Here is a 12,294-nt window from a genome sequence, read left to right as displayed (position 1 = left end):
ATTGCGCAGGATGTGAAGAACGATGTACAGATATAATTTGTTCAGCAAAATCGTGAGTATTATGGTCATTATGCTCATTCCTATTACGATTCTCTATTTCTATTCTAATAAGACCACCACCGATGTACTGCGCAGCGAACTCAATACTTCGAACAACAACCAGCTCAGCTTTTTCCAGAACCAGGTGGAGACGAATATGGAGCTGCTGTCCTCGTGGCCGATTTTACTGATACATGATCCCGATATTCTCAGCCTTAAGGATACGGTTCTTTCAACGGAAAACTTGAATCTGGACGCTATCAATCTGGTAAAGCGGATTCAGACGAAACTCAGCATCCAGGAGAGCTCCTCGAATTGGAAAAGCAAGCTCTATCTCTATTCGCCGGCCATTCACCGGGTAGTTACAGAGAGTGATGCGAAGCCCTACAAGGATGCAGAGCTGAAGCGGGAAGTGAAGTCCGGCTGGCATGTTGAGCGGATTGCTGACCAGTATGAGGACCGCTTCCTGTTCTCCTGGTATTCGTTCACCCCGTATTCATCAGAGTTCTCGCCGCAGCGGGCGGCCACGATTATGAAGGTGGAGTTTGACAGCCAGAATATAGAAGATATGCTCGATAAATTCAAAAGCGACGGCCGGAGGGATCCCTTTTACTATAAGCAAGGAACGGGACTGATCTTCAACCGCAGTGCGGACAAGCCGCTGGCAGATAAGCTGGTGGAACGGCTGGAGCAGGAGCAGCTGAACGGCAGCGAGAACCGGACACTGATGATGGACGGACAATCCTATAGCGTCAACATCGTCTACTCCGACAAAATGGGCTGGTATCTGATTGACTACATGCCGCTGTCGGATATCCTGCAGCCGATCCATAAGTCGAACAGGCTGTTCTATTTCTCAATGGGGGCTTTGCTCCTGATGAGCTGTCTGGTCGCCTATATCTTGTATGTTCAGGTGCAGGTACCGGTCCGCCAGCTGGTTGGCGGGTTCCAGCGGCTGAAGCAGGGCGATTATTCTGTCAGGGTCGGGATTAAAGGAAAAAATGAATTCAGCTTCCTCTCGGGCCGCTTTAACAATATGGTGGAACAGACTCAGGAGCTGATTGAGAATGTGCTAATGGAAAAAATCCATGTGAGGGAAGCCCGGCTGAAGCAGCTTCAGTCGCAGATTAATCCACACTTCTTCTATAATTGCTTCTCTTTTATAACGAGTATGGCGAAGCTCGGCAACCGTGAGGCGGTAGTCGGCATGTCGCATAACCTGTCCCGTTATTACAGGTATACAACCCGGCAGGAAAGAGATCTTGTCTCATTAACGGAAGAAATCGAATTCGTAACTCATTATCTGGAGATTCAGAATATGCGGATGAGCCGGCTGCAGTATTCCATCAGCGTACCGCCGCAGATGCGCCGGCTGGAGATTCCGCCGCTTGTGCTGCAGCCGCTGGTGGAGAATGCGGTGCTGCACGGCATTGAGCCGCTGGCCAGTGCAGGTATCCTGCGCATCACCGGCTCCTGCAGCGGCAGAACAATGACCTTAACCGTGGAGGATGACGGACAGGGAATGCTTCCGGAAGCGATGAAAGAGCTTGAAGCGAAGCTAAGCAGCGCCATGGACGAAGAAATGGGCTGTGGAGTATGGAATGTTCATCAGCGGATGCGCCTGCGCTACGGCGAAGCAGCAGGATTGCATTTTGCGCTTTCACCGCTCGGGGGACTGCAGGCAACGCTGCAATGGCAGCTGCCGGAGAGCAATACAGACACAGAAGATTTCCGGGAGGGAACAGCATGATTGAAATATTGCTCGTTGATGATGAGTCTTATGTAACAGAGAGTATAGCCCAAACGATCCCATGGGAAGAGATCGGCGTATACAAGGTGCACCAGGCGGTATCCGGTGCGGCAGCGCTGGAGATCATGGACCAGCAGGACATCGATATCCTTGTCACGGATATCTCCATGCCGGGAATGAGCGGACTGCAGCTGATTGAGACGGCAAGCGAACGCTGGCCGGATCTCCGCAGCATCCTGCTAACTGGATATTCCGATTTCGGGTATGCCAAGAAAGCCATTCAGCTTCAGGCCTTCGATTATATTCTGAAGCCGGTTAATGACGATGAGTTCATCAAAAGTGTATCAAGCGCGATTGAATCCCTCAGGGATGAATGGGAAGCTCATGATAAATACCATATGCTGATGTATAACCGCAAAGCCAGCTACAGTGTGCTGCGCGCCAATCTGATGCATGATCTGCTGCTGGGCAGGGTCATGTCCGAACGGGCGCTGGCTGCCAAGCTTGCGGAGTACGAAATTGCTTTTGATACGGAGACACAGGCGGCAATGCTGATGATCCAGCTCGGCAAGCATTATACGGCCATGGACCATCATTCCATCTCGCTGATGGAATATGCTATCGGCAATATCGCCGAAGAGCTGTTCAAGGAGAGCTTCCGTGTCTGGTTCTGCAAAGCGCCTCATGACTGCCTAATTCTGCTGGTAGAGCCGAATACGCAGATGCAGCAGCTTATCGGGCTATCCGAGCAATATGAATCGCTCCGCCAGCAGACGCTTAAGGGCGTGATTGACAGCTTCCGGGGTAGTGTGAGCAATTATCTGAAAGGGGACATATCGCTGATCGTAACGGAATGGTTTGCGTTCCCGGAAGGATTGCCGGCTGCTTACCGCAGCGGACTGAGCTCTATGTTTCTGGCAGCACATAACGAAGCGGGCTCCGTGTTGTTTCTGGAAGACAAACATATCCAGGAAAAGGTGGCCATTAAGTCGCTGGAGAGCCTATACCGTCCTCCGACACTGATTCATCTGCTGGAATCGAAGCAGTGGGAAACTGCCCGTGAGAAGATCACGGATGTGTTCCGGGATATGGAAAGCGCCCGGTTCTCCAGAGAGCACCTGTATGAAGTATTTCTATCGATCACGAATGCCTTCATGTACATTGCCCATAAGGGGGGCCAATTCATCTCACAGATCGACCAGTATGCGCTGGATCCGCTGCTTACACAGAGCATTATCGTCTCTTATGACAGACTGCAGGACTGGGCACTCGATATGCTCGGCAAGCTGGAGAAGGAGCTCTCGGAAAGTGACCAGTATACGAAGAGTTATATCATCAAGCAGGTGCATGAACTGGTAGGCAATCATACCGGCCATGATCTGTCGGTCAAGACGATTGCTGATCATGTCTATCTCCATCCGGTCTATCTGTCGAAAGTTTACAAGGCCGAGACGGGTGAAGGCTTAGGCGATTATATCATCCGCATGCGGATGGAGCGGGCACTTTACCTGCTGAAGAACACGAATAAGAAGATTTATGAGATTACGACAGAGCTGGGTTACCAGAATCCGCAATACTTCAGCAAAATGTTCAAAAAGCACTACGGGATGACACCAAATGAATTCCGGGACGGATAGAGGTTGGCAAAGGTGCAGAAACCTTGTTTTAATGACGTATTCGTGCAAACCGTTGTTCCCTATAATGAAGACATCACCAATACTTAAGGAATTCAAGGGGGAAGACAGAAGCATGAAGACAAAAAAAATGCTGCCGCTCCTGGGCATGAGCGTACTGCTGGCAAGCAGTATCGCCGGCTGCTCAGGAAATAATAATGCAGCCGGAGGAAATAACGCTTCCGGTAATGCCGCCAATACACCGGTAGAAACTGAAAACGCCTACAAGGATAAATATGATCCTGAAGTAACCATCACCACCGTCTGGGGGGTTGACCCCGAGCTGAAATTCAAGAACGGCGAAACCATTGAGAATAACATCTCCACCAAATGGGCCAAAGAGAAATTCGGTATCAACATTAAATCGCTCTGGTCCATTACGGATACGAATGGTGCATTCGGTACGAAGCTGCGACTGGCGATGTCTTCCGGACAGGAAATGCCGGATGTCGTTACCATCGGTACAGGCGATGCCACCATCGCCCAGGACCTGATTGATTCCGGAATGTACCGGGAGGTAGGCACTCTGTTCGACCAATATGCCTCCGATACCTGGAAAGAAGCAATGTCCCAGGATCCTAACGTCTGGAACCAATACAGCCGCGACGGCAAAAAAATGGGGCTTCCGGTTCTCGATTATGCCTATAATCATGATTATATTCTTTGGATCCGCCAGGACTGGCTGGATAAGCTTAACATGAAAGCACCGACAACCATCGATGAGCTGGAGAAGGTAATGGATGCCTTCAAGAACCAGAATCCGGACGGTCTGGCTCCGGACAAAGTGATTCCGCTCAGCATCGGTTTCAAGACAAGCATGAACACCTGGATGGGTGACCCTTCCTGGATCTTCGGCGCTTACGGAACCCTTCCGCAGCAGTGGAATGTAGCGGCTGACGGCAAGCTGGAATACGGCTCCGTGAACGCCGGCATGAAGCAAGGTCTCGAGAAGCTGAAGGATTGGCTCGCCAAAGGCTACATTCCTCAGGAAGCCGCGCTTTGGGATGAGAATAAAACCTCTGAGCCTGCTGTTGCGGGAACAGCCGGTATTATTCCTGGACCTTACTGGATGAGCGGCTGGCCGCTGCAGGATACGGTGAAGAACGTGCCGGATGCTGTCTGGGCACCAATCAACATTCCGGCCGGACCGGACGGAACCGTAATGCGCCATGGTACACAGTTCACCAACGGCGTTACACTGATCAGTACCAAAATGAAGAATCCGGAAGCATTCTTCACTTATGAGAACTATCTGTACGACAATTTCGCCAACCCGCAGCCGGGCAGTGAGCTGGACAACGGTCTCTTCGCCGGTTATGACTACGAACTGGATGCAAGCGGCAAAATGGTTGCCAATGATCAGATCAGCGGCGGTTACGTGAACAGTGTCCGTTACCTGCTGGTACGCGACGGCGCACGTATTCCTGATGCCCAGATGAAAGCCCTGCTTAATTTGGCTAACGGCGCTCAGCCAACAACCAGACTTGAGAAGGATGTTGCGGTTAACTATGGTAAAGGAACACCTGCGGCAGCCAAGGTACTGCTGCAGCAGGAAGACAAATCGTTCAAGAACATGTTCACCGGTCCGACTACGGAAACCATGAAAGCAAAGCTGGATTATCTGAACAAGATCGAGAACCAGACGTTTAACGAAATCATCTACGGCAAACAGCCGCTGGATTCGTTCGACAACTTCGTTACTACCTGGAATGCAGGCGGCGGCGAGCAGATTACCAAAGAAGTTAACGAGTGGTATGACAGCGTAAAATAAGCGCTTAGCATACAAGCTTAAGACAGTTACAGGACCGTTTCCTGCGGCGGAGATTTCCGCCAGCAGGAGGCGGTCCTGTTTGCTTTTTCCCGGGGAAAGAGGGATGTGATGCGGGCCACCGCGAATGGGGCAAAGACATTGCTTTTGTACCATTTATATTGGTTTTGCTGTCTACTTGCCCCAATTCACCGTTGCTATAATTTGATTATGAAGACAGAAGAAATCGACTAGGTTGGGGGCTTAAAGGATGAGAACACTTAGAAAAAACTGGCAATTCCATGTAATGCTGATTCCTGCGATGATACTGCTGATTCTGTTCAGCTTTATCCCGATGGGCGGCATTGTAATGGCCTTTCAGGATTACAAACCATGGCAGCATATCTCCGGTTCGGAGTGGGTGGGCCTTGATAATTTCAGGTATCTGTTTGAACGTGAGGACAGCATGCAGGTCATCTGGAACACACTGATCATTGCGGTGCTGAAGATGATCTTCAATCTGCTTGTACCGTTTATTTTCGCGATTATGCTGAATGAGGTCCGCAAGCTGGCCGTGCAGCGTACTATTCAGACGCTAGTTTATCTGCCGCATTTCCTGTCCTGGGTTATTCTTGGCGGGATTCTGCTGGACCTGCTGTCCACGGACGGCTTTGTGAATCAGATTCTCGGCAGCTTCGGGGTGCAGCCAATCTTCTTCCTCGGGGATAACAACTGGTTCCGCTTTACCGTTATTTTGACTGATGTGTGGAAGGAATTCGGGTATAACACCATCGTCTTCCTGGCGGCGCTTGCCGGCATTAACCCTTCACTGTATGAAGCGGCAGAGATCGACGGGGCGAACCGCTGGAAGCAGACCCGCTTCGTTACCATGCCTTCCCTGATTCCGATGGTTGTGGTAGTTGGTACGCTGGCACTCGGGAATGTGCTAAATGCCGGCTTTGACCAAATCTTTAACCTGTACAATCCGCTGGTGTACCAAAAGGGTGACATCATCGACACCTTCGTCTACCGTACAGCGATTCAGAACGGTGAGATGGGCTTCGGAACAGCGATCGGATTGTTCAAGTCGGCTATCAGTATGGTTCTGATTCTGTTCTCGTACCAGATGGCTAAAAAATGGGCGGGCTACCGCATCTTCTAAATCAACCGGGAAAGAGGGAACCCTATGTATTACAAAACAAGAGGCTACCGCATATTCAGCATATTTAATACCTGTTTTCTAATTATTTTGGCCATCATGTGTATCGTTCCGCTCGTGCATGTGCTTGCGGTTTCGTTCAGCGCCAAATCAGCGGCGGATGCCAATCTGGTCGGCTTGTGGCCGAAGCAGTTTTCGGTGGAAGCCTATAAAAAGACAATCGATAATCCCGTATTCCTTCATTCCATCTGGATTTCAGTGCAACGTACTGTTCTCGGAACAGCGCTTACGCTGCTCATTACGTTCCTTGCGGCTTATCCGTTGTCCAAAGAAAACTCGACCTTTAAAGGCCGGACGATTTATTCCTGGCTGTTTGTCTTCACCATGGTATTCAACGGCGGGATGATCCCATTCTATATTGTTATTCAGAAGCTTGGCTTGATGAATTCCTTCTGGGTTCTGGTGCTGCCGGGAGCAGTTAACACCTTCCTGATTATTCTGATGCTCAACTTCTTCCGCGGTGTACCGAAGGAGCTCGAGGAAGCAGCACTGATCGACGGGGCGAATCATTTCCGCACCTTGTTCAGCATTTATCTGCCGATCTCGCTGCCTTCCATTGCTACGATTGCCCTGTTCAGTATGGTGTTCCACTGGAACTCCTGGTTCGACGGGCTGCTGTATATGAATAATTCCGATAAGTTTCCGCTCGCCACCTTCCTGCAGACCGTCATTATCCAGCGGGATATGAGCTCCATGAGCATTAATCCGAAGGAAATGGAGCTGATCTCGCAGACCACGGTACGTGCAGCGCAGATCTTTATCGGAGCGGCTCCGATCCTGCTGGTCTATCCGTTCCTGCAGAAATACTTTGTTAAAGGAATGACACTCGGCTCAGTGAAGGAGTAGTGGGTGATGACAGGAGCTTATATCAACGGAATGGATGTTTCGTTTCTGGATGAGATTGAACAGGGAGGCGGAGTCTTCAGATACGGCTCCGGCCCGCAGGCCGGACAAGCCGCAGATCTTCTGGAGATTCTGGGGGACAGCGGTGTGAATTCCATCCGGCTGAGGATCTGGAACGATCCGCCCGGCGGCTTCTGCAATCTGGAACGGACGCTCGTCATGGCGAAACGGATCAAAGCTGCCGGGCTTGGCTTCTTGCTCGATTTTCATTATTCGGACAAGTGGGCTGACCCGGCGAATCAGTGGAAACCGCAGATCTGGACGGGACTTGACTTCGATGCGCTGCGCTTATCTGTCTATGAATATACACTGGAAGTGCTGGAGGCCCTCCAGTATCAGGGAACGCTGCCGGATATGGTGCAGATCGGGAATGAGATCACACCGGGCTTCCTGTGGGAAGAGGGCCGGGTAGACGGCCAATATGATACGCAGGAGCAATGGACCCGGTTTACCGAACTGGTGAAGGCCGGGATTGCCGGAGCCAAGGAGATCGCGCCGGAGCTGCCGGTTATGATTCATATTGACCGGGGCGGGGACAATGACGCCAGCCGCAGGTTTTTCGACCGCTTCGAGGAGCACGGCGTAGAGTATGACGTCATCGGGCTCTCCTTCTACCCTTGGTGGCACGGAACTCTGGCTAATCTGGAGCAGAATCTGGATGACCTGGCACAGCGTTATGACAAAGATTTGATTGTGGTGGAAACCGCTTATCCGTGGACGCTGGCAGGACCGGAAGGGTTCCCACTCATCGTGAAGGAAGCAGAGCAGCTGCATGAAGGTTATCCGGCTACTGTAACGGGACAAGCTGCATACTTGCAGGAGCTGCACGAACTGATCCGCCGTACCCGGCATGATAGGGGCATAGGCTGCTATTACTGGGAACCGGCCTGGATTCCCTCACAGCACGAGTGGTCTGTAGGCCATGCGAACAACTGGTCCAACCTCACCCTGTTCGATTATGAGGGACGGGCACTGGCTTCGCTGGACGTTTTGAACTAGCCTGTATGTATAAGTTCTATAGGAAAAGGCAGACTGGAGGAAGCTCCGGTCTGCCTTTTTGTGCTGCCGCTTATGGCGGATTACTTTTACTGGGGATACAGGCAGTGTCCGAAATACATCGAAGTGAAATCCGCTGCTTGAGAGTAAAAATAAGGCTTTTCTCCCATACTACCGTTATTCTGGCAGGAGGTGCATGGAGATGAATAGCCAATCAGCGCCCGTAATTTACATACAGCTTAAGAACCGCTTGTCGGTGCCTAAGGGGCAGGGGGTCTTGCTGCGGGATGTGGCTTATCTTATTGCTGATCCGCAGTGGCGTGAGCCGCTGTATTCAATTCTGCTGCTCCAGCCGGAGCAAAGCGACGGGAATCTGATTCTGATCGATTTGCTGACCATTATTCCCCGTATCCAGGAGCTTGTGCCGGATGCCGATATCCAGCCGATTGGCGAGGGGAGGACCATTGTCCAGATTGAAGGGCCGGCCGAAGCCCGCAAGCCATCGGTTGCCCTGTTCGTGCTCGTATGGCTTCTGCTGTTCTTCGGATCGGCTCTGACCATTATGAATTTCCATGCCGATGTCAACATGCAGGAGGTGCACATCCGGGTAGTCGAGATGCTGACCGGACGGCGGGATGAGCATCCCTACATGTTCCAGATTGCCTATTCGCTGGGGATTGGGTTTGGGATGGTGATTTTTTTCAATCATCTGTTCAAGAAAAAATGGAATGAGGAGCCGACCCCGCTGGAAGTGGAAATGTTCCTGTATCAGAAAAATATCGATCACTATGTTGTGCATGAAGAGTACAGCAAGATGAATAACCATACTGAACCTTCCGGGCGTAAGGAGGACTCCTCGTGACAGCGCCAATCCTACTTGGCCTGCATCTACTGCTTGGAGTTGCGGGCGGAATCGCGGTAGGCGGAGGGGTCATTGCCCTGTTTATTGTACTGGATATGGTGCCCCGTCTGGCTCAGCTGACTTCTTCCTATGATAAAGTGCACTGGTACGAGGGTGCGATGATAGGCGGGTCTTTGCTTGGAACCATGAGTGACTTCTGGAACTGGAAAATTAGCGCCGGTCCTTTAGTGGAACTGGGTGTAGGGCTGCTTGACGGAATATTTGTCGGAATGCTGGCGGCCGCCTTGACAGAAGTGCTGAACGTGCTGCCCATACTGGCTAAACGTCTGTACATGACCCGTTATCTGTTTGGCCTTTTGATGGCGATGGTATGCGGGAAGGTCGCGGGCTCTATGTTTGACTGGTTTGTATATCAGCGGTAAACCAGGGCTTCCTAAGCTGACCAGTGCCGGGAGTGAAATGTTGTGGGGTAAGCTCATTGAAATTGAGGAGGTTATGGAGTGGTGAGGTATATTCATAGTGGAGATCACGTTGAAGATAAAGATCACGTTAAAGCTAAACAGGCAGAATCCGAAGAAAAGGGCTCTGTTGACAGCCCGCCGGGTGAGGCGGAAGCAGCGGAAGAGCTGGGCGTGCTGCTTGACTATGGTCAAACCGTTCCAGAAGGGGGCCCTTCTTCAGCCGGAGACGGCTCAGCGGATCAGGAAGATGAAGAGCCGGAGCAGGAAGCGGGGCCAGAAGCTTCGGGCAGTCCGGACACGGAACCGGAGGCCGGGAAGGAGTTTATATTTACACTGTTAGACAGCGATTCAGAAACAGAGGATATCCCTGAGACTGAAACGTCCGGCAACCAGGATGCTGAGGCCTCCTCTGAGCTTGGGACAGATATTGGTGTGGATGCCGGGGCGACCGGTTATGGCGATCATGATATGGAGGTTTCGGATGGTGCAGGAACGCCGGATCAGGAGGGGCCGGATTCGCAGCAGGAGGAAGAGCCGGAGGTCCAAGGCAGTTCTGATACCGGAGAAAGTTTGGAGGCAGATGCCAAGGAGCCAGAGGGTGCTGATAGCACCGAGGAAGGCAATCCGGAGACAGACGATAAGGCATTAGCCGACAGCGAACAAGACGAAGATATGGATCCAGGTGGACAGGCACAGGATACAGAGGTGTCAAGCGAGCTGGGAACAGAGGAGCCGGAACCTGCAAAACGGGGTTTTTTTGCCAGACTGTTCGGAGATGATCCGGAAACGGAGGAGGAAGAATCCGCTGAGGATCCGGGGTTGGGTCAGCAAGGCAAGCAGCAGGTAGAAGCGGGAGCGGATGCCGGGGCGGAAGCCGGTGGCCGGAAGGATCAGGCAGGGAAGTCCAAGACCGACAACAAGCAAGCCCAGTCAGTGGAACCCCAAAAGGCCGATCCGAAGCAGAAGAAGCGCGATACTGAACACTCCAATTCCCTGGAGCAATCGATTATCTACTGGCAGGGAAATGACAAAATTCCCGAACGGCTGGAGGATACGAAAGGTACGCTGACAGAGGTACTGGGACTCGGCTCCTCTTTTGACATCGTATTCAGGGAAATGTCCTTTGGCGGCCGCAAGGCAGCGCTGCTGTGCATCAGCGGGTTCGCCAAGGATACGATTATCGACGAAATTCTGAAACGGCTGACCTATCTGACACCTGATGATATATCCGCCGATGTGCTCGCCAGCTTCATGAGCGAATACATTCCCCATGTGCAGGTGGAAAAAGGCGAGCTGCTGAGCGAGAGCATTAACAAGGTGCTGTCGGGTATGAGCGTGTTCTTCATTGAAGGGGAGACACAGGTTATCATCATGGATACCCGCTCGTATCCTTCACGCAGTCCCGATGAGCCCTCTATTGAGCGGGTGGTGCGCGGTGCACGTGACGGGTTTACGGAGACCCTACTCAGCAACGTGGCGCTGGTGCGCAGAAGAATCCGTGACCCCGGACTGAAATATGAGATGCACCAGGTGGGCCGCCGGACGCGGACTGATGTCTGTGTGGCATATATTGATGACATCGTAGACAAGACGCAGGTGCAGGCCGTCACCGACAAGATTAAAAGCATCGACATCGACGGCATACCGCTGGCCGACAAGCAGCTGGAAGAAGCAATCGTGGGCAGAGGGTGGAATCCCTATCCGCTGGTCCGTTATTCAGAGCGTCCGGATACCGTTGCTTCGCATCTGCTGGAAGGCCGGCTGGTCATCTTTGTAGACACCTCGCCAAGCGTCATTGTTCTGCCGACGACGTTTTTTGATCTCTGCCAGCATGCGGAGGAGAACCGGCAGACTCCGTTCATGGGAACCTATCTGCGCTGGGTACGGTTCATCGGCGTATTCGCCTCCATGTTTCTGCTCCCTTTATGGATGCTGCTCGTTATTCATCCGGAGCTGAAGCCGGCCATGCTCGACTTTATCGGACCACAGAAAATGGCCAAAATCCCGCTCCTTGCCCAGTTCCTGATCGTCGAGCTTGGGGTCGATCTGCTGCGGATGGCAGCTGTGCATACGCCGACACCGCTCGGCTCAGCCATGGGTCTGATTGCTGCGATACTGGTGGGTGATATCGCCGTGCAGACCGGACTTTTTGTCAATGAAGTGGTGCTGTATATGGCGGTGGCCTCCATCGGGATGTTCGCAACACCGAGCTATGAGCTGGGGCTGGCTAACCGGATCGTCAGGCTTGGGCTACTGCTCGCGGTGGCTGCATTCCAGGTGCAGGGGTTTATGATCGGTACTACACTGCTTATCGTACTGTTGACCCTTCACCGGTCGTACAACTCCCCGTATTTGTGGCCGTTTATACCGTTTAATGCAAAAGCCTTTGGTGCTATTCTCGTACGGCAGCCTGTGCTCAGCGCCAAAACAAGGCCTTCTTTCAACAAAACAAGAGATAATACCCGGATGCCGCCCGTTCAGGAGAATGATCAATAGTCGCACAAAAATACAAATCAACTGCAAATTAGTCCATTCTATGGCGTTCCCTCTGTCTGCTATACTGAATACACTAAATAGCCCTTGTAAGGAATGAGTTTTAAGTAATCTGCCTAATTTTAGAACTCTGCGGGGCTGAATAACATAT

At 51.9% G+C, this 12,294-nt stretch carries 9 protein-coding genes; all 9 read left to right on the top strand.

The genetic code is table 11. From position 1 onward, the window contains the following. Nucleotides 1-22 precede the first annotated feature (22 nt). The 9 genes from JRJ22_RS18810 to JRJ22_RS18770 all read left to right on the top strand — a co-directional run bounded on the left by JRJ22_RS18810 (nucleotide 23) and on the right by JRJ22_RS18770 (nucleotide 12,146). Nucleotides 23-1,789: a sensor histidine kinase gene (locus JRJ22_RS18810; protein WP_206100956.1), complete on the top strand. Its 1,767-nt coding sequence runs from the start codon at nucleotides 23-25 to the stop codon at nucleotides 1,787-1,789. Further along, nucleotides 1,786-3,426, top strand: coding sequence for a response regulator transcription factor (locus tag JRJ22_RS18805; protein ID WP_206100955.1), 1,641 nt, complete (start codon nucleotides 1,786-1,788; stop codon nucleotides 3,424-3,426). Before JRJ22_RS18810 ends, JRJ22_RS18805 begins: the two co-directional genes overlap by 4 nt. A 112-nt stretch (nucleotides 3,427-3,538) precedes the next feature. Further along, nucleotides 3,539-5,233 (top strand): type 2 periplasmic-binding domain-containing protein, encoded by a 1,695-nt coding sequence (locus JRJ22_RS18800; RefSeq protein ID WP_206100954.1) that lies wholly within the window; start codon nucleotides 3,539-3,541, stop codon nucleotides 5,231-5,233. Between the two features lie 247 nt (nucleotides 5,234-5,480). Then, nucleotides 5,481-6,371: an ABC transporter permease gene (locus JRJ22_RS18795; protein ID WP_206100953.1), complete on the top strand. Its 891-nt coding sequence runs from the start codon at nucleotides 5,481-5,483 to the stop codon at nucleotides 6,369-6,371. 24 nt (nucleotides 6,372-6,395) lie between these two features. Next, on the top strand, nucleotides 6,396-7,274 hold the full coding sequence (locus JRJ22_RS18790; RefSeq protein WP_206100952.1) for a carbohydrate ABC transporter permease: 879 nt from the start codon (nucleotides 6,396-6,398) through the stop codon (nucleotides 7,272-7,274). Nucleotides 7,275-7,280: 6 nt separating this feature from the next. Continuing rightward, nucleotides 7,281-8,330, top strand: a complete 1,050-nt coding sequence (locus tag JRJ22_RS18785; protein WP_206100951.1) for a glycoside hydrolase family 53 protein — start codon at nucleotides 7,281-7,283, stop codon at nucleotides 8,328-8,330. Nucleotides 8,331-8,529: 199 nt separating this feature from the next. Continuing rightward, nucleotides 8,530-9,189 (top strand): stage V sporulation protein AA, encoded by a 660-nt coding sequence (locus JRJ22_RS18780; protein ID WP_206100950.1) that lies wholly within the window; start codon nucleotides 8,530-8,532, stop codon nucleotides 9,187-9,189. Then, on the top strand, nucleotides 9,186-9,611 hold the full coding sequence (locus JRJ22_RS18775; RefSeq protein WP_206100949.1) for a stage V sporulation protein AB: 426 nt from the start codon (nucleotides 9,186-9,188) through the stop codon (nucleotides 9,609-9,611). The genes JRJ22_RS18780 and JRJ22_RS18775 overlap by 4 nt, the downstream gene beginning before the upstream one ends. A gap of 711 nt (nucleotides 9,612-10,322) precedes the next feature. Beyond that, nucleotides 10,323-12,146: a spore germination protein gene (locus tag JRJ22_RS18770; RefSeq protein ID WP_206105204.1), complete on the top strand. Its 1,824-nt coding sequence runs from the start codon at nucleotides 10,323-10,325 to the stop codon at nucleotides 12,144-12,146. The last annotated feature ends 148 nt before the right edge of the window (nucleotides 12,147-12,294 follow it).

It is taken from the genome of Paenibacillus tianjinensis, assembly GCF_017086365.1.
GTDB lineage: Bacteria > Bacillota > Bacilli > Paenibacillales > Paenibacillaceae > Paenibacillus_AQ > Paenibacillus_AQ tianjinensis.
The sequence above is the reverse complement of the archived record's forward strand: the minus strand, read 5'-3'. Positions and strand labels throughout refer to the sequence as shown.